The 18,824-nt window shown below is 63.5% G+C and carries 13 protein-coding genes; 7 read left to right on the top strand and 6 right to left on the bottom strand.

Going from position 1 to position 18,824, the window contains the following annotated elements; genetic code table 11:
- Positions 1 to 37 precede the first annotated feature (37 nt).
- Positions 38 to 241, top strand: coding sequence for a hypothetical protein (locus C7440_RS14805; protein ID WP_133244299.1), 204 nt, complete (start codon positions 38 to 40; stop codon positions 239 to 241).
- A gap of 15 nt (positions 242 to 256) precedes the next feature.
- Here the strand turns inward: C7440_RS14805 and C7440_RS14800 are convergent, their stop codons facing one another.
- Entirely contained in the window at positions 257 to 697 is a 441-nt protein-coding gene (locus C7440_RS14800) for a hemerythrin domain-containing protein (protein ID WP_116519064.1), read from the bottom strand.
- 208 nt (positions 698 to 905) lie between these two features.
- Between C7440_RS14800 and C7440_RS14795 the strand changes: the two genes are divergently transcribed.
- Positions 906 to 6,845 carry an alpha-2-macroglobulin family protein gene (locus C7440_RS14795; protein WP_243410933.1) on the top strand — a complete coding sequence of 1,980 codons (5,940 nt, stop codon included), beginning with the start codon at positions 906 to 908 and terminating at the stop codon, positions 6,843 to 6,845.
- A 13-nt stretch (positions 6,846 to 6,858) separates the two neighbouring features.
- The gene (gene pbpC / locus C7440_RS14790; protein WP_116519062.1) at positions 6,859 to 9,072 is read left to right on the top strand and encodes a penicillin-binding protein 1C; all 2,214 of its coding nucleotides are present in this window, start codon (positions 6,859 to 6,861) and stop codon (positions 9,070 to 9,072) included.
- On the opposite strand, the gene C7440_RS19895 is transcribed toward pbpC, so the two are convergent.
- Positions 9,036 to 9,209, bottom strand: a complete 174-nt coding sequence (locus tag C7440_RS19895) for a hypothetical protein (RefSeq protein ID WP_017523227.1) — start codon at positions 9,207 to 9,209, stop codon at positions 9,036 to 9,038. The two genes, pbpC and C7440_RS19895, sit on opposite strands and share 37 nt — an antisense overlap.
- Positions 9,210 to 9,378: 169 nt before the next feature.
- Between C7440_RS19895 and C7440_RS14785 the strand changes: the two genes are divergently transcribed.
- The 3 genes from C7440_RS14785 (at position 9,379) to C7440_RS14775 (ending at position 12,016) form a co-directional block, all read left to right on the top strand.
- On the top strand, positions 9,379 to 9,987 hold the full coding sequence (locus tag C7440_RS14785) for a SecDF P1 head subdomain-containing protein (RefSeq protein WP_243410932.1): 609 nt from the start codon (positions 9,379 to 9,381) through the stop codon (positions 9,985 to 9,987).
- Positions 9,988 to 10,094: 107 nt separating this feature from the next.
- Positions 10,095 to 10,616, top strand: a complete 522-nt coding sequence (locus C7440_RS14780) for a hypothetical protein (protein WP_133244298.1) — start codon at positions 10,095 to 10,097, stop codon at positions 10,614 to 10,616.
- Positions 10,617 to 10,723: 107 nt separating this feature from the next.
- A complete protein-coding gene (locus C7440_RS14775; RefSeq protein ID WP_116519059.1) occupies positions 10,724 to 12,016 on the top strand; it encodes an aspartate carbamoyltransferase in 1,293 nt (430 codons plus the stop codon).
- Between the two features lie 103 nt (positions 12,017 to 12,119).
- On the opposite strand, the gene C7440_RS14770 is transcribed toward C7440_RS14775, so the two are convergent.
- The 4 genes from C7440_RS14770 to C7440_RS14755 all read right to left on the bottom strand — a co-directional run bounded on the left by C7440_RS14770 (position 12,120) and on the right by C7440_RS14755 (position 17,465).
- Positions 12,120 to 13,022: a recombination-associated protein RdgC gene (locus C7440_RS14770; protein ID WP_017523231.1), complete on the bottom strand. Its 903-nt coding sequence runs from the start codon at positions 13,020 to 13,022 to the stop codon at positions 12,120 to 12,122.
- A 335-nt stretch (positions 13,023 to 13,357) separates the two neighbouring features.
- On the bottom strand, positions 13,358 to 14,983 hold the full coding sequence (locus C7440_RS14765; RefSeq protein WP_165832612.1) for an MFS transporter: 1,626 nt from the start codon (positions 14,981 to 14,983) through the stop codon (positions 13,358 to 13,360).
- Positions 14,984 to 15,298: 315 nt separating this feature from the next.
- The gene (locus C7440_RS14760) at positions 15,299 to 16,768 is read right to left on the bottom strand and encodes a sensor histidine kinase (protein ID WP_116519057.1); all 1,470 of its coding nucleotides are present in this window, start codon (positions 16,766 to 16,768) and stop codon (positions 15,299 to 15,301) included.
- A gap of 10 nt (positions 16,769 to 16,778) precedes the next feature.
- Entirely contained in the window at positions 16,779 to 17,465 is a 687-nt protein-coding gene (locus C7440_RS14755) for a response regulator (RefSeq protein WP_026067695.1), read from the bottom strand.
- Positions 17,466 to 17,690: 225 nt separating this feature from the next.
- Here C7440_RS14755 and recA point away from each other — a divergent pair, with 225 nt between their 5' ends.
- Positions 17,691 to 18,767 carry a recombinase RecA gene (recA, locus tag C7440_RS14750; protein WP_116519056.1) on the top strand — a complete coding sequence of 359 codons (1,077 nt, stop codon included), beginning with the start codon at positions 17,691 to 17,693 and terminating at the stop codon, positions 18,765 to 18,767.
- Positions 18,768 to 18,824: the final 57 nt, after the last annotated feature.

Genomic DNA, 18,824 nt, shown 5'->3' with positions numbered 1-18,824 from the left:
TCCGGGCCGCCGGTCACGGACAAGAGGAGAATTCGATTTGAGACGATTGCTTTTTCATGCACAGCAGCTGCATCAGCGGCGCATGAGCGTCTTCTGGCTGCTGCCGCAACCCCTTAGCGAGGACGATGAATCGGCCCTGGGCCAGTTGCGCCTGCATTCGCTTCCCCAGCACGAAGACAGGCCCCGCACGCTGCGCGAAATGTTCAGCGACACAGAATACGATGAGGGCGAGGCGGGCTGACGCCGCCACGGTAGGTCAGGCCTTAAGGCCTTTTTGATATTCCTCCAGATAGGGTTTCACCAGGGCGGTCTTCTGCTTTTCGCTCAGGATCTTGCCGGCCATCTGAAAAAATCGCTGTTCTTCTTCCTCAAGGTGATGGTGAACCTTGTCGGTCAGCTTCCTGGCCAGCGACAGCCATGAAGGGCTGGATGGTTCGGTGTCTTCCATCTGCTCGATCAGTTCGTCTATTTCATGGTGTTCGGCAATGGCGTGGCGGGCCGCTTCCACGCCCGAGTCGTCGTCCATGATGGGAATGTAGAAGTGGCGTTCCTCGGCCGTGGCATGGGCTGTGAGCACGGTCTTGTAGTTGTCGAACAGGTTCTCGCGTTCGGATGACTCTCCGCTTGTCTTCAATATTTGCGATGCAAGATCGCGCTGGAGTTCATGACTTTGGCGAAGGGCTTCGAAGATGTTCATGGCTCTTTCCTCATCATTACCTGCTGCGGCGGAATGCCGGCTGCACTTCGATCCACGGTACAACGCCCACCGCCAATGAAATGTTACCTTGCGTAAGGATTGGCGGCGGCTTGCTTCCCTGGGCGGGCCGGCGCAACAGAACCCTTCTTCCATGGTACGGCTTTGAGTACACTGCGATGTGTCCATTGCTCACTACCAAAGGAAGACCATGAAGGGACGTGGCTTGTTAGCGTTGTGGCTGTTGTCGATGGCGGCGTCGGTTCATGCGGCGCACATCACGCATTTCTCTCCTCAGGGCACGGTTGCAACGATAGAAAGCGTCAAGGTCACCTTCGACCAGGCCGTCATCGCCTTTGGAGACGCGGCTGCGCCCGCGCCGCTGCGAGTCAGCTGCGATGATGACTCCGTGGTGGGTGACGGCCGCTGGACAGACGCCAGGAACTGGACCTATGTATTCAGGTCGGCGCCGGGGCCGGGCGTCAAGTGCTCGGCAAGCGTCGATTCCGGCTTTCGCACGCTTGGCGGCCAAGCCATTACGGGCACTACCTCATACTCTTTTGCAACGGGCGGCCCGCATGTGGTTTCCAGGCGTCCCTGGGGCGACACCATCGATGAAGACCAGATCTTCCTGCTGCAATTCAACGGCGCGGTAGATCCGCAGACGTTGCTGGCCCACACGCATTGCGCGGTCCAGGGCCTGGGCGAGGCGGTTCCGGTGCGCCTGGTCGACGACGCAGCCCAGCGCAAGGCCTTGCTCGAGGCGGCCTATATGGGCGACTCGGCGGACGACCCGGCCATTCAGCTGCTGCAGTGCAAGCGCCTGTTGCCCGCCGATACAGGCCTTCGGCTGGTCCTGGGAAAAGGGGTTGCAAGCCCCAGCGGCGTGGCTTCCGCGAAGCCGCAGGTGTTTGATTTCAAGGTGCGTGCGCCATTCAAGGTTTCGACGAGCTGCCAGCGCGAAAACGCCAACGCGCCTTGCACACCGGTGCTGCCCATCGTCGTGCTGTTCAACGCTCCGGTCCCGGCAGAATTGGCGGGAGGCGTTCGGCTGCTTAGCGCGGGCGGCCAGATCGAGCCTGATCTCCCCGGAGAAGGCGATGAGCAGTCCAGCACGCAGCGCCTGGTGTTCTCGGGGCCTTTTGAGCCACAAGCCGAACTGCAGGTCGTGCTGCCTGACGGCTTCAAGGACGATGCGGGCCGGCAAGTCAGCAATACCGATCAATTTCCTCTTATTGTGCAGACCGGCGGCTATCCTTCGCTGGTCAAGTTTTCGTCGGGCACTTTCGGAACCATAGAACGCTTTGCCAATGCGCCGCCGGGCGTGGACGAAGCCGATTTCCCGCCCACAGTGCCGCTTACCGTGCGCAATGTCGAGCAGGAACTGCTTGCCAGGGATTTGTCCAGGCCTTTGGGAACGGTACGCGACTACGTCCCCGCCGATGACGAAGAGGTGCTGCGCTGGTACGCCAGCCTGCAGAGGCTGGACGGCGGCAGGTGGACCCGGCAGCAGATCGGCCGCATTCTGGACGGAGACGAGCCAGGCGAGGGCGGCGACGATGCCATCGACGTGCGGGGCTATTCGGTGCTTCATGATCGAGAGGGCGTACGCACACTCACCTTGCCCGGGGGCGGGCAGGGCAATGAGCGTCCCCTCGAGGTCATCGGGGTGCCGGTGGCCCAGCCCGGCTTTCATGTGCTCGAGGTCGAATCGGCCCGCCTGGGCACGGCCTTGCTGGGTGAAGAGCGGCCCATGTTTGTGCGCAGCGGCGTGTTGGTCACCAATCTGGGGGTGCATCTGAAGCAGGGCCGTGACGACGTCATGGTGTGGGTAACCAGCCTGGACGGTGGCCAGGTCGTTCCAGAAGCGCAGCTTCGCGTGCTGGATTGTTCGGGCCGGCTCCTGGCCGAAGGAAGTACCGATGCGCACGGCCTGTGGCACCACGATGGCGCGCTCGACGGCCCGGATTATTGCAGCGATACCGGCATGAGCGGCTTGTACGTTTCGGCCCGTATCCCCAAGAACCACCCCCTTGCGCGCGGCAAGGACGATTTCGCCTTTGTCCTGTCGGAATGGAACGGGGGCATGGAGTCCTGGCGCTTCAATGTGCCGACCGACATGCGGCCCGAACCCACCGTGGTCACCCATACCGTGTTCGATCGCAGCCTGTTCCGCGCCGGTGAAACCGTGTCCATGAAGCATTTTGCGCGGGTGCAGACGCGCGACGGCCTGGCCCTGCCCGAGCCCGATCAACTGCCCAACAAGCTGGTCATCATCCATCAGGGTTCGGGCCAGAGCCACGAGCAGGAACTGAAGTGGGAAACAACCCCTTCGGGGGGGCTGAGTGCCCACAGCGAATTCCAGCTGACCCGTTCGGCCAAGCTCGGCGACTACAGCGTGGCTCTGCAAAGGGACGACGACTACGCCATGCCCGATGGCAGTTTCCGGGTCGAGGAATTCAAGCTGCCGATATTGGCGGGCAGCCTCAAGATCAGCCAGCCCGAAGCGGGGCCCGTGCTCGTGGCGCCGGCCAAGCTGAACGCCGACCTGCAGATTTCTTTCGTGTCCGGAGGGCCCGCGGCCAGGCTGCCTGTCAAGCTCTCGGCCGTGCTGCGCGACAGGCAATTGAGCTATGACGATTACGACGACTACTCTTTTGCTCCTCCTTCCGGTACGCAGGACGAGTCATCCGAAGATAGCGAGGCTGTCGACCAGCGTCTTTTCCTGGACAAGAAGGAGGTCACGCTCGACGAGCAGGGCGCAGCGCGCCTTGCGCTCGATGCCATTCCCGCGATTTCGCGGCCCAGCGAATTGCGCTTCGAGGCCAGTTTTTCCGACCCGAACGGGCAGGTGCAAACCCTCAGCCAGGTCGCCAGGGCCTGGCCCGCGGGCGTCGTGGCGGGCATACGCGGCGGAAGCTGGGGACAGCAAGGCAAGCCGATGTCGATCGATGCGCTCGCCCTGTCTCCGGAAGGGCAGCCGCAAGCGGGCGTTCCTGTCAGCATACGTGCCGTGTCGCGCACGGTTTATTCGACCCGCCAGCGCATGGTGGGCGGGTTCTACAGCTACGAGCATCACACGCGCCTGACCGACCTGGGCCAGGTCTGCGAAGGCAAGACCGACGAGCGGGGTGGACTGCGATGCGAGGCAAGCTTTGAGCAATCCGGTTCGATCGAACTGATCGCCAGCGCCGCCGACAGCGAAGGCCGGCGCAGCGAGGCGGCCACCACCATCTGGGTCATGGGGGGCGACGACCTGTGGTTCGATGCGGGCAACGACGACCGCATCGACATCATTCCGGGCAAGAAGGTCTACCAGCCGGGCGAAACCGCCGAGTTCCAGGTGCGCATGCCTTTCCGCCATGCAACCGCCCTGGTGGCCGTCGAGCGCGAGGGTGTCCTGTCGTCCAGCGTGGTCGAACTCGAGGGCGATGATCCGCGCGTTCGCATTCCGGTGCTGGCCGAATGGGGGCCCAATGTCTATGTGTCGGTGCTGGTGCTGCGCGGCCGCCTGCATGAGGTGCCCTGGTACTCCTTCTTTTCCTGGGGCTGGAAACAGCCCGCGTCCTGGTTCGATGCCTTCCGGAGCGGCCGGGAATATCAGGCGCCCACTGCGCTTATCGATCTTTCCAAGCCGGCTTTCCGGTTCGGCCTGGCCGAGATCCGCGTCAACGATGGAAGCGGTGGCCTGAAGGTCGAGGTAACGCCCGACAAGCCGCGCTATCAGGTGCGGGACGAGGCGAAGGTGCAGATCCAGGTAAGCACCGCCGACGGCAAGCCCGCCGCCCATGGGCAGGTGGCCTTTGCCGCGGTGGACGAGGCCTTGCTCGAACTGGCCGGCAACGACAGCTGGCGGCTGCTCGAGGCCATGCACCCGCGCCGCAGTTATGGCGTTCAGACGGCCACCGGCCAGACCCAGGTGGTGGGGCGCCGTCATTACGGACGCAAGGCCCTGCCCGCGGGTGGCGGCGGCGGCAAAAGCCCGACACGGGAATTGCTGGATACCTTGCTGCTTTGGCAGCCCGACGTGCAGCTGGACGCTCAGGGCAGGGCCAGCGTGATCGTGCCCCTGAACGATTCCATCAGCTCGTTCCGGCTGGTGGCCATTGCCGATGAAGGCGTTGCGCGCTTCGGCGAGGGGCAGGCCACCATCGCCACAACCCAGGATGTGCAGGTGATCTCGGGCCTGCCCGCGCTGGTGCGCGAAGGTGACCACTACCGGGCCTCGATCACCGTGCGCAATACCACAGAGCGCGACATGAGCCTGCAAGTGCAGGCGCGCTACACGGGCGAGGGCGTGCCGGATGGCGCCCTGGAGCCGCGCTCCCTGAAGCTGGGGGCCGGCCAGGCGGACACCTTGTTCTGGGAGCTTACCGCGCCCCAGGCCGAGCAGCCCGACGCCGATGCCCAACTGACATGGACGCTCGAGGCCGCCGAGCTCGAAGGCGAGGGCGCGGGCGACAGGCTGGTCGTGCATCAGGCGCTGGCAGCCAGCGTGCCCATTACCGTGCATCAGGCCTCGCTGCAGGCTGTGGACGAATCGGCTCCCATGCATCTGTCATTTGCGGCGCCCGACGGGGCGCTGCGGCTGGGCAACGGGGCGCCGCGAGGCGGGCTCGAGGTTTATCTGCAATCGACCCTGGGCGGCAGCCTGCCGGGCGTGACCCGATGGTTCGCCGACTACCAGTACACCTGCCTCGAGCAACTGGGTTCCCGCGCGATGGGCATGCGCAGCGTCGACCAGTGGCGCGACCTCATGCGCAAGCTGCCCGACTATCTCGACGAGGACGGCCTGGCGGCCTATTTCCCGGGCGGCTCGCAAGGCAGCGAAGTGCTTACCGCCTATCTGCTGTCCGCCAGCCACGAAGCCCGTTCGCTGGGCCTGGACTTTCCCTTGCCCGAGAGGGCGCGCGAATCCATGCGGCAAGGCCTGCTCGAGTTCGTGCAGGGCCGCATCGCGCGGCATCGCTGGGCGCCCATGAACGACCTGCAGCTGCGCAAGCTTCTGGTCCTCGAGGCGCTGGCTCGCGAAGGCGTGATGCGCCCTGCGCTGCTCGACAGCATCCAGATCGTTCCCGACCGCTGGCCCACCTCTTCGGTCATCGATTGGCTGTCCATCCTGACCAGGGTGCAAGACATTCCCCGGCGCGCCGAACACATGCAGCAGGCCGAGCAGATAATCAGGGCCCGCATGCTGAATCGCGGCACCGAACTCGTCTTCGTCGAAAACGAAAGGGACGAGCAATGGTGGATGATGCGCAGCCCCCAGGTGGATGCGGCGCGCCTGCTGTCGCTGGTGGCCGACCGGCCTGATTGGGAGGAGGCCGTGCCCCGCCTTGCCCAGGGCCTGATCGCCGCCCAAAACAACGGAGCCTGGCGCACCACCACCGAGAACCTGATGGCCAGCCTGGCCATGGAGAAATTCGCCCGGACCTACGAGCAGGTGCCCGTGTCCGGCCAGGTGCATGTCGGCATCTCGGACACGGAATCCCGCAGTTTCAATTGGGACCAGCCGAATGCGGCGGCTTCACAGGCCGCGCAGCCGTCCGGGCAGGGCGGCGGCGACTTCCGGTCGCCGTCCGACGCGATCGTGCACCACCTTCTGCAACCTTGGCCGGCAAGCGGATCGGGTGTACTGGACGTAAGGCAGGAAGGGTTCGGCAAGATCTGGGTGTGGACGCGTTCGCTGGCAGCGGTGCCGGTGCGCAAGCCCGTGGTGGCGGGCTTCGAGCTGCAGCGCAGCCTTACACCTGTTTCGCGGGCGCACCCCGACCGCTGGTCGCCTGGCGACATCTATCGGGTTCGGCTGACCATCACCGCGCGCAGCGCAAGTTCGTGGGCAGTGATAAGCGACCCGATTCCCGCCGGTGCGACCATTCTTGGCAGCGGCTTGGGGCGCGACTCGGCCATTGCGACGCGCACCGAGGAGGCCAACCGGGGCCCAGCGCCCAGTTTTGTCGAAAGAAGCTTCAGCGGCTATCGCGCCTATTACGAGCACTTGCCTCAAGGCGTGACTGAAATCGACTACACGGTTCGCCTCAATACGGCGGGGCGGTTCAGCATGCCGCCCACCCGCATCGAAGCCCTTTATCAACCCGACGTCCAGGGAATATTGCCTCATCAGGGCGACATGGATGTGAGCGTCGATTAGGGCAGGCGGGAGCATGGGTGCGCTGAAGCGGATGATGGCGGTGGCGCTGCTGGCATGGGCGCCTGCCGCCGCGTCAATGTCCGCGCCCATACCCGCCTTCGAGTCGCTGCGCGAAAGCTACCGGGCTTCCGATGTGCTGGTCCTCGATCGAAATGGCATGCCGCTGCAGCGGGTGCGCAGCGATTTCCAGGGGCGGCGCGGCGACTGGCTGAGCCTGGACGAGGTGTCTCCCGCCTTGCTGAAGGCTGTCATCCAGTCGGAAGACCGGCGCTTCTACACGCATCATGGCGTGGACGCTCGGGCGGTGGCCGCCGCGGCGTGGGCAACGCTCATGGGTTCCGGGCAACGCGGCGCGTCCACGTTGACCATGCAGTTGGCAGGCCTCATCGAGAACAGCCATCGCAGGCCCGCCCATGGCCGCGGCCCGCTGCAAAAACTGGACCAGGCGATTTATGCCCAGGCGCTCGAGCGCCGCTGGAGCAAAGAACAGATACTCGAGGCCTATCTCAACTTGGTTCCGTTCAGGGGCGAGCTGGTGGGTGTCGACGCCTTGTCCAGGGTGCTGTTTCAAAAACATGCCAGCGGCCTGGATGCCCGTGAATCCGCCATCGCGGCGGTCATGCTGCGCGGCCCCAACGTTTCCGCCGACCTGCTTGCCCGGCGCGCCTGCGGGCTGCTAGGCAGAACCCGCCAGGACGCCGATTGCTTCGACATGAAGCTGTTCGTCGAGGCTCGGCTTCGAAATCGGTCGTCGCCCCGGTTCGATCGCAACGAACTGGCTCCGCACTTCGCCCGCTGGGCCGTGGAGCAGGCCTCGTCCGAGCCGGGCGAGGCGCTGCGCACCTCGATCGACGGAGCGCTGCAGCGCGAGGTGCTGCGCATCATGAATCGCCGCCTGCATGAACTGACGGCAAGCCACGTCAGGGATGCGGCGGTGGTGGTGCTGGACAACGCCAGCGGCGAAGTGCTGGCCTATGTGGGGTCGTCGGGGCAGTGGTCGGAGGCCGCCTGGGTCGATCATGCGAAGGCACGCCGCCAGGCGGGTTCCACGCTCAAGCCATTCTTGTACCAGCAGGCGATCGAGCAGCAGCGGCTCACGGCGGTTTCCTTGCTGGACGACGGCCCGCTGAACCTTCCCACCGGAAACGGGCTTTATATTCCCCGCAATTATGACGAGCGTTTTTCAGGCTGGGTCAGCGTGCGCACCGCCTTGGCCTCTTCCTTGAATATTCCGGCAGTGCGCGCGCTGACCATGGTGACGCCCGACGACTTTCGCCGGCGTCTGGTGCAATTGGGACTGCCGCTCGAGCACAACGGCGATTATTACGGCTACAGCCTTGCGCTGGGCAGCGCCGACGTCAGCCTGCTTACGCTTGCCAATGCGTATCGTTCGCTCGCGAACCAGGGCCGCTATTCGTCCGTGCGGCTGAGTGTCGGCGGCGGGACGCAGGCGCGGCAGGTAATGGACGGCGGGGCGTCATGGATAGTCGGCGACATCTTGTCCGATGCGCAGGCGCGCGCGCGTACTTTCGGGCTGGACAGCCCTTTGACGACGCCGTTCTGGACCGCCGTGAAGACGGGTACCAGCAAAGACATGCGTGACAACTGGACCATGGGCTGGTCAAGTCGCTACACCGTTGGCGTATGGGCGGGCAACAGCAGCGGCGAGAGCATGCGGGACGTCTCGGGCGTGACGGGGGCCGGCCCCATCTGGCATGACGTGATGGTTTATCTGCACGGCAGGGCGGGCAGCAGCCAGCCGTCCATGCCCGGCCGCGTGCGCGCGGGCCGCGTTGATTTCGAAGGCGGCATTGAACCTGCGCGCCTGGACTATTTTGTGGGCGACACCCTTCTTGCGCACGTGCGGCCTGCAGAAAGCCCGCAGGACGGGCTCTACGAGGCCGTGCGCATCATCTCGCCGGCAGATGGAACCGTGGTGGCCCTGGACCCCGACATTCCCCCGCGCAATCAGCGGGTAGTATTTCGCGCATCGGGAGCGGCGCCACGGCCGGGCGATCTGGCGGGATGGCGCATAGACGGAGGAAAGACGGTGCAGGAACAGGAAATGCTGTGGCTGCCCAGGCCGGGCCGGCATCGTGTGGAATTGCTGGGAAAGAGAGGAGAGGTGCTGGACAGCGTGACGCTGACGGTGAGGGGAGCGGTATGGGCCGCCCAGGCGGCCCAAGACGATTACTTGGCCTGCGTGGCCACGACCTCGTCGTGCTGATGGATGCCGTCGAGGCCGTGCACCATGACCGCGCCGAAAACGACCAGCCACGCCAGCGTGACGATGCCGGTGACCAGACCCGCCGAAAAACGGCGAGCGTTAGAGGAACTGGGGTGGGTGGAATGCGTATCAGCCACGAAAGGGTCTCCGCTGCAAAAAAGGTTCTGCGATAAAGCGCCCGCCTGGGGCGCCGCTTGGGGTAACGTATTTTTCTAATTGAACCATAAATTGACAATTGTTGGCGTGCCCCACCCGGGCTTCCTGTTAGAATTTTAACCTTGTAACAACCAAAAGAAGGGGCATCTCATGAAAGCAGTACGCACGTTGGGTCGAATCCTGTTGCCGGCCAGTCTGGTTCTTTTGGCTGCTTGCCAAACGATGCCTGGCAAGCAGACTACTGAAGCCAAACCCGAGGCATCGGCCGAGACTTCCATGCAGGCCAGCAGCCAGGGTGCTCCAGTCGCTGTGTTCCTGGCCGATACCGTCAATCAGCAAGGATGGACGCCGGTGCAGATCCAGGCCGGTACCCTGTATGTCAACCCTCAGCCTGTCATCACGCGTGACGACCTGGTCGGCGTTCAAGCCGGTACCAGCCAGGAAGGCACCGGGCTGCTTGCCCTGGCCTTGAACAATGTGGGCCAAAAGAAGATCACCGACATCACCACTCAGAATCCCAACAAGCGCCTGGCGCTGGTAGTGGGGCGCACCATGCTTGCCGCTCCAAGCTTCACCACTCCCGTCACGACCGATCAGCTGGTCTTTGCGGTGGGTACCGAGCAGAACGCCACGGCCGCTGCCCGTGCTATCGCGGGCGTCGACGAAAACGGCAACCCCATTGCGCCGCCCGCAGACTCTCAGCAAGGCCCGGGCGCTGCGACACCCGCCCCTGGCGCATCGGCGCCTTCGGGCAACTGAAGGGCGTGTTGTCCGGGCCCATCCGGGTTCGGGCAACAATCACCCCACTTCGGAGCGGCACTCCATGATCGGACCACGGGTCCCGCGTCGTGGGGTGTCGTTTTTCCATGGGCACTGAATACAAGGCGGTTCACGAAATGCTGAACGAAGGCCACCGTCCACGGGCGGTGGAGCGCACCTCGTCCGACGTCTTGACGCTGGGCTTCAAGTTTCTGGCCTGGATCAACGGGGTGGGCGTGCTGCTGGTCGTGCTGTGCGCGCTGGCCATACTGCCAATCGAAGTGCCGGCGTATCTATTGCGCATGCCGCTTGTGGCTTTTCTGTGCGGACTGGCATTGGCGGGCCTGGGCTTGTTGTGGGTATATATGGTGCAAGCCAGCCTTGGGTCGCGCATCCGCAATGGGCAGAGACGCCCTCATTGGGTGCCGGTGCTTTGCGTGCTGGCCTCCTACTGCGTAAGCATGGTGATGTTTGCGGCGGGCTGCTGGCTGCTGCTCGGCATGGGAAGCCTGGCCAATGACGACTGGTCATACGACTATGATTCGTTCGACGGCGCTTCGCGGCCCCAGCCCCAATCGGCGGAACCGTCGCAATTGTGGGCCCGGCCTTCCGATCTGCGCCGAGGCTGAAGAGCCTGCGTTGTAATAATGCGCATGAAGACGCAAAAAAGGTTCACCTTGAAGGGCGGTTGAAATAAAATATACGCACTGCGTATATTTTATTTAGGGGCCGCGCCATGTCTGTTTCCCAGCAAGTCTTTCTGCGCGACGCAATGCGTCGGCTCAACCTGACCCGCGATGTGTTCGCGGTCCGTATCGGGGTCAAGCGGCGTGCGCTCGATACCTGGCTGTTGCCCGAAGGCTCGCAGGAAGCCCGCAACATGCCCGAGGTGGTGTCCCGCTTTGTCACCGAGATTGTCGAAAACGAAGCTCTGCTTGAAAAATATGCGCAAAGCGCACAGTCGGGGCCTTTGCGAGACCGTATTTCATATAACGGCAAGCACCAACTGCTTTCGGTGGACCAGTTCACTCGCGAATCGGTCGAAGAGCTGTTTCGCATTGCCGACCAGATGCAGCCCATTGCGCGGCGTCAGAAGGTATCGCGGGTGCTCGAGGGGGCGGTGCTTGGAAACCTGTTCTTCGAGGCCAGCACGCGTACCCGGGTCAGTTTCGGCGCCGCCTTCTGCCGGCTGGGCGGCTCGGTGTGCGACACAACGGGCTTTACGTTTTCGTCCATGGCAAAAGGCGAATCCATTTACGACACCAGTCGCGTCATGAGCGGCTATGTCGACGCGCTGGTCATACGCCACCCCGAGCGCGGCTCGGTGGCCGAGTTCGCCGACGCAACGAATATACCGGTGATCAACGGCGGCGACGGCGCCGGCGAGCATCCCAGCCAGGCCCTGCTCGACCTGTACACCATACTGACCGAGTTCTCGCGCCTGGGCAAGCTGCTGGACGGCGCCCACATCGCCATGGTGGGCGACTTGAAATACGGCCGCACAGTGCACTCGCTGATCAAGCTGCTGGCCTTGTATCGCGACCTGAAGTTCACGCTGGTGGCGCCCAAGGGGCTGGAGATGCCCGACTACATTCTTGAACAGGCGGGCAAGCGCGGCCATGTCATCGAGCAGACCAGTTCGCTGGAGCAGGGGCTGGTCGGGGCCGACGTCGTCTACGCTACCCGGGTGCAGAAAGAGCGCTTCGCCGATGAGCAGCTTGAGGGCTATACGGCTGATTTCCAGGTGAACAAGGCCATTGTCGACCGCTGCGGCCGTTCGGACGCCATCATCATGCATCCCTTGCCGCGCGACAGCCGCGAAGGTGCGCACGATCTGGGCGTCGACCTGAACCACGACCCGCGCCTGGCCATCTTCCGCCAGGCCGACAACGGCATACCGGTGCGGATGGCGATTTTTGCCGTGCTGCTGGGGGTCGAGGGCCTGGTCCAGCACTCGCTGCGCGATGTTACCTGGAGCCCGCCCTCGCACATCGGGCCCGACGACAGCGTGTTCCACGGCATCGATTGATGCCGCCGGGCGGCCTGTAAAGGGCCGCCTGTTCAGCAGGAGTCTGACGAGCGCAAGCCATTCCACCGGTACAAAGAAAGCTTGATCCGCCCTTCGTTGCGGATCAGGCCATTTTCTTTTCGCCGCCCAATGCGTCGACCAGATTGTCCAGCAGGCGCGACAGTTCACCGGTCATCAGGGCCAGGTCCGAATCCAGCTGGTCGGCGTCGTTGCGGGAAACCAGGTCTTGGTTTTCCTTCAGCACGTCCAGGGGCGCCACGCGCTTGATGTCCAGGCCGTCGGTCAGCACAAAGGACACTTTATCGGCCCAGGTGAGCGCCAGCCGCGTGCATTGCTTGCCCGCCTGAACGTGCTTGCGTACGTCGTCGATGTCTATGCTCTGGCGCAGGTAGCGTACGGCGGCACGGCTTTCGCTGGTCGAGCGCAGCTCGGTGTCCTGGTCGACCGAGAAGCCGGCCGGAGGCTCATCCTGGATCAGCCAGTCGGTCATGCTGCTTGCCGGGGATTGTTCGACATACAGCTGCAGGACGGGGAAGGGATCAATGGACTTGGCCAACATGCCAAGCACTTCATCGCTTTTGGCGGCGGCGGCCGCGTCGACCACCAGCCAGCGGTTCTTGGTGTCGATCCAGACGCGGGTATCGCGATAGACGCTGAAGGCCTTGGGCAGGAGCTCGTCGGTGACCTGCTCCTTGATTTCCTTCATCTGCTTGCGGCCGGGCTTGAAGCCTTGCTGCTCTTCGATCTCTTGCGCGCGTGCACGGGCGAATTGATTGATGACGGTGGTGGGCAGCAGTTTCTTCTCGGCGCGCAGGCTCAGGAATATTTGTCCCTGCAGCGCATAGGCCAGGCCCGAGTTCTCGAAGGGCGGCACCCAGCCCAGATTCTGCATCTCGAGGCTGTTGCCGGGACGGTAGGCGTGTTTTTCAAGCGCGGACTCAAGTGTGTCCAGGGATATCGACCACGAGGGGGCAAGGCGGAATACTTTAAGGTTCTTGAACCACATTGTTGATGCAACTTTTGATTGAGGCGAGGCCTGGGCCTGCTTTGGATGGGACGGACCGACGATTGTAAACCGTGCCGCGGCCGCCTCGGCGGCAAAAAAAGGCCCGGATGCGATTGCACCGGGCCGGTATAACACATCGGCTTGCGCTTACTACAGTTCGCGGGGCGCGCAATACCGATGAGATAGCAGTACTCGGGCGGATGGGCCTGGCGCTGGGCCGAGGGCCGCAGACCGCTGGAGTACTTTCTATGGCTTCGATTGTAGGGAAACGACCTGACGTGGGCCTGAAAGATCACGTCAGGTCGATGCCGCCGCAGAATCGCGGCCGGGGGGTGTCAAGCGTTGATGTCGTTGTGACGGGTTTCTTTCACGAACAGCGTGCCGATGACCAGCGACATGACTGCAATGCCTATCGGATACCACAGGCCGTCATAGATATTGCCCGTGGCGGCCACGATGGCAAACGCCACCGGGGGCAGGAAGCCGCCAAACCATCCGTTGCCGATGTGATACGGCAGGCTCATGGAGGTGTAGCGTATGCGCGTCGGGAACATCTCGACCAGCATCGCGGCGATGGGGCCATACACCATGGTAACCAGGATGACGAGGAAGGTCAGCAGCACCACCACCATGAAGTAGTTGATCTGCGTAGGATCCGCCTTGGCGGGATATCCGTGGGCGCGGATGGATTGGGTCAGGGCCTCGCGCAGCTGGGCCGACCTGGCGGTGAAGTCGGCCTTGCTCATGCCGGCCCCCTCGAATGCCGGAAACTCTTCGTCGCCGATTCTCGCCACGGCCAGGGTGCCGGCCGGTGCGGCCACGTTCTCGTAGTTGACTGAATTGCTGGCCATGAAGGCCTTGAGAATGTCGCAGGAACTGGTGAATGAGGCGGTGCCCACAGGGTTGAACTGGAACGAGCAAGTCGCCGGGTCGGCCACGATGGTAACCGGGGCGGTGGCCTGCGCATGCTCGAGGGCGGGGTTGCCAAAGTGGGTGATGGCCTTGAACACCGGGAAGTAGGCCAGGGCGGCGATCAGGCAGCCGGCCATGATGATGGGCTTGCGGCCTATCTTGTCGGACAGGGCTCCGAACACCACGAAGAACGGCGTGCCCAGCAGCAAGGCCAGAGCAATCAGAATGTTGGCCGTGTTGGCCTCGACCCCAAGAGACTTGGTCAGGAAGAACAGGGCATAGAACTGGCCGGTGTACCACACGACGGCCTGGCCGGCGGTAAGGCCCAGCAGCGCCAGGATGACGATCTTCAGGTTGCGCCATTGGCCGAACGACTCTTTGATGGGTGCCTCCGACTGGGTGCCTTCTTCCTTCATCTTCTTGAAGGCGGGCGATTCATTCAGGCGCATGCGGATCCACACCGAGATGATCAGCAGCACGGCCGAGATCAGGAAGGGAACGCGCCATCCCCAGCTAAGAAAGGCCTCTTCGCCCAGGGCGCTGCGTATGCCCAGGATGAGCAGCAGGGAAAGGAAAAGCCCCATGGTGGCGGTGGTCTGGATCCAGCTGGTGTAGAAGCCGCGCCGGTTCTGCGGAGCATGCTCGGCCACATAGGTCGCCGCGCCGCCATACTCGCCGCCCAGGGCCAGGCCTTGCAGCAGGCGCAGGATGATCAGGATGACGGGCGCCGCCATGCCGATGGACGAATAGGAGGGCAGCACGCCGACCAGGAAGGTCGACAGGCCCATGATCAGGATGGTGATCAGGAATGTGTACTTGCGCCCGACCAGGTCGCCCAGGCGGCCGAACACCAGGGCGCCGAAGGGCCGTACGGCGAAGCCGGCCGCAAAGGCCAGCAGGGCGAAGATGAAGCCCGCCGTGGGATTCACGCCCGAGAAGAAGTGGGCAGCGATGATGGCGGCCAGCGAGCCGTACAGATAGAAGTCGTACCACTCGAATACCGTGCCCAGCGACGAGGCGAAGATGACTCGCCTTTCTTCCGACGTCATGGGGCGGTTGGTGGCTGCCGGCGCGCCGGCGCTGCGGCCTTGCCCCGGGGGAGGCGACGCAATTGTGTCCGTTGTACTCATAATGTCTCCTAGAAGTGTGGGCCGGGCTCGGCTCTTGTTGTTGCCGCCACGGGAGCAGCATTATGCGTAAGGTAGAAAACGAGACTTACGTCAAACTTACGTGCAAACACCGGAATGTGGGGATTTTGTAAATAAATGAAACCAGCCCTGGCCGCCGTTAATGTGCAATGAGCAGGCGCAAGGGCAAGGTGCTGCGTCAGGGGGGAGTGGGGAGAGGCCTGGATGCGCGGGACATCAGGCCTGGGGCGGCGAGACCTTGCGGAAGGTGACTCGAAAGCAGGTGCGCGCGCCATCGCGCGGCGCGGGCTCGACCAGTTCGACACGGGCCCGATGTTGGTCGGCGATTTCCTTGACGATGGACAAGCCCAGACCGCTGCCGTCGGCGCTGTTGCCCCATACGCGGAAGAAACGGTCGAAGATGCGCGCCTGGTGCTCGGCGGCAATGCCTTGCCCGGAATCTTCCACCTCGATGCTGGCGGTGTCGGCGTCGCCGGCGACCCGCACCGTGGCCCATCCGCCCGCAGGCGTGTAGAGCAGGGCGTTGTCGATGAGATTGGCCAGCAGTTCGGCCAGCATCAGGCCGTTGCCCTGTATCCAGAGCGGCTGCCCGAAGGCCTCGAAACCCAGGTCGACGCCGCGATGCAGGGCGGCGTCGACGCACTGGCGGGTCTGGCGTTCGGCCAGGGCATTCAGCTCGAGCTTCTCGGGCACGAAAAGGCCCGGGTTGCCGGAGTGTTCGGCCCGGGTCAGGGCCAGCAACTGGTTGACGAGTCGGGTGGCCCGCTGGGCTCCCTTGACCAGCTGCTGAAGGCTTTCTCCCATCTTGTCGGGATCTTGCTCGCGCAGGGCCAATTCGGCCTGTGTGCGCATGCCCGCCAGAGGCGTCTTCAACTGGTGCGCCGCATTGGATACAAAGCGCCGCTGGGTTTCGGTACTGGCCGCCAATTGGGTAAGGAGCTCGTTCATGGCGTCCACAAGAGGGGCGATCTCGGCGGGCGCCAGGTCGTCACTGATGGGGGAAAGGTCGTTGGGCCGCCGCGCGCGTATGCGTTCCTGCAGCAGGTTCAAGGGTTCCAGCCCCTGGGTCAGGCCCAGGCCGGCCAGCAGGGCGGCCAGCGGCAGCACGATAAGCTGGGGCGTGAGCATGCCGGTCAGGATCTCCTGCTGCAATACTCCGCGCCTGTCGTTGGTCTCGGCCACCAGGGTCAGAAACGATTCACCCTGCCGGTCACGCCCGCCCCAGACATAGGCGACCCGTACGCTCTGGCCGTCGATGGTTTCATTGTGGAACTTGAATTTGTCTTTTTCATAGGCCCAGTTGTCGGGCAGGGGAATGTCGGCGTTGCCCGCCAACGAATCGCCGTTGGCATCGCGTATTTGCCAGCGTACCGGACGCCCGCTTTCGCCGCTGAGTATGGTCAGCGCCGAGGCCGACAGTTCAACCCCCTGGCGCACGTGCTGCTGCTCGACTTCGTACTTGAGCAGGCGCAGGTGGTCGGTAAGGGTGCGGTCGTAAGGGGCATTGGCGATGTTCTGGGCAATGAAATAGGTGATGACGATGCCTATCGACCACAGCAGGAACAGCGGTCCGAACATCCAGAGCAAAATCTTGCCCAGCAGGGTCTTGTGTTTTTGCGAGCGTTTTTTGCGATGGAGCAACCGGCGCAAAAAGCCGGAATCGTTGGTGCTGGAGCCGTGGGGCATGGAGCTAGCCCTAGGCCGCCGCGGGTTCGCCGGTGTCGGGCTCGAGGCAGTAGCCCAGGCCGCGTATGGTGACGATGCGGGCGCCGCTGGGCTCGAGCTTTTTGCGCAGCCGGTAGATGTAGACCTCGATGGCGTTGGTGGTGACTTCTTCGCCCCATTCGCACAGCAGGTCGACCAGCTGGTTCTTGCTGATCATGCGGCCGCAGCGGGAAAGAAAGATTTCCAGCAGGCTGGTCTCGCGCGCCGAAAGCTCTAGCGGCTGGTCGTCGATGCGGGCGGTGCGGCCATTGAGGTCGAAGGTAAGGCGCTTGTGCCGCAGCAGGGCCAGGCCGGTGCCCGCGCTGCGCCGGGTAAGGGCCCGCACCCGCGCCTCGAGCTCGGACAGCGCGAAGGGCTTGGCCATGTAGTCGTCGGCGCCCAGGTCGAGCCCCCGCACGCGCTGTTCAATGGTGTCGGCGGCCGTTAAAATGAGCACCGGCAGGCTGCTTTGCCGTTGCCGCAGCATGCGCAGCACCGAAAGGCCGTTCAGGGCCGGCAGGTCAAGGTCGAGAATCAGCAGGTCGAAGCTTTGCAGCTGCAGGGCCGAGTCGGCGCTGGAACCGTCATTGACCACGTCCACGGCGTAGCCTTCGTAACGCAGTGAACGGGAAAGTCCATCAGCAAGAATACTGTCGTCTTCGGCGATGAGAATGCGCATGAGCTCGTGGGGGCTATAGGCGGGTTCAGGCAGAGGCAACCATTCTGACATTGGCCCGCTGCCTTGCCACTACGGGTTAATACGGCATTTTCTGGATATCTGTATATTCATACAGTATAATTTGATGCAATAATCGCCGTCAGCCAGCCACGGGCCGCCAGGGCTTGCGCAACATGCCACGGCCCGGCTCCAGATCAATTTCGTTTTCTTAGCCAAGGGGTCCCTATGGACGACAAACAAAGCAAAGCCGCAGCCGCCGAACGCAGCAAGGCGCTTGCCGCCGCCTTATCGCAAATCGACAAGCAGTTCGGCAAGGGCTCGGTAATGCGCTACGGCGACAACCAGGTCGAGCACAACATCCAGGTGGTGTCCACCGGCTCCCTGGGCCTTGACATCGCCCTGGGGGTAGGCGGCTTGCCGCGTGGCCGCGTCGTCGAAATCTACGGCCCCGAGTCTTCGGGCAAAACCACGCTTACCCTGCAGGTCATTGCCGAAATGCAAAAGATCGGCGGCACCTGCGCCTTCATCGACGCCGAGCATGCGCTCGACGTCCAGTACGCCGCCAAGCTGGGCGTCAATCTGTCCGACCTGCTCATTTCGCAACCCGACACCGGCGAGCAGGCGCTTGAAATCACCGATGCGCTGGTGCGTTCTGGTTCGGTCGACCTCATCGTCATCGACTCGGTCGCGGCCCTGGTGCCCAAGGCCGAAATCGAAGGCGACATGGGCGATTCGCTGCCCGGCCTTCAGGCCCGCCTCATGAGCCAGGCGCTGCGCAAGCTCACCGCCAACATCAAGCGCGCCAACTGCATGGTCATCTTCATCAACCAGATCCGCATGAAGATCGGCGTCATGTTCGGCAACCCCGAAACCACCACCGGCGGCAACGCCCTCAAGTTCTACTCCTCGGTGCGCCTCGATATCCGCCGCATCGGCTCCATCAAGAAGGCCGACGAAATCGTCGGCAACGAAACCCGAGTCAAGGTCGTCAAGAACAAGGTCGCGCCGCCGTTCAAGCAGGCCGAATTCGACATCATGTACGGTGCGGGCATTTCCCGCGAGGGCGAAATCATCGACCTGGGCGTCCAGGCCGGCATCGTCGACAAGGCGGGCGCATGGTTCAGCTATTCGGGCACGCGCATCGGGCAAGGCAAGGACAACGTGCGTGAATACCTCAAAGAGCATCCCGAAATGGCGCTCGAGATCGAAAACAGGGTGCGCGAGCAGCTTGGGGTGGTGGCCCACGTGGGCAGCGTTGCGGTACAGGCCCAGGGCCCCGAAGAAGACGAACCTCTCGACTGATTCCCGTCCATCGGCCGCGCTCCCGCCGGGGCTGCGGCCGATGCGCGGCTTTTGCAT

The organism is Pusillimonas noertemannii (assembly GCF_003096595.1).
Taxonomy (GTDB): Bacteria; Pseudomonadota; Gammaproteobacteria; order Burkholderiales; family Burkholderiaceae_B; genus Pusillimonas; species Pusillimonas noertemannii.
Note: the sequence above shows the minus strand (reverse complement) of the source record. Positions and strands in the feature narration are given on the sequence as shown.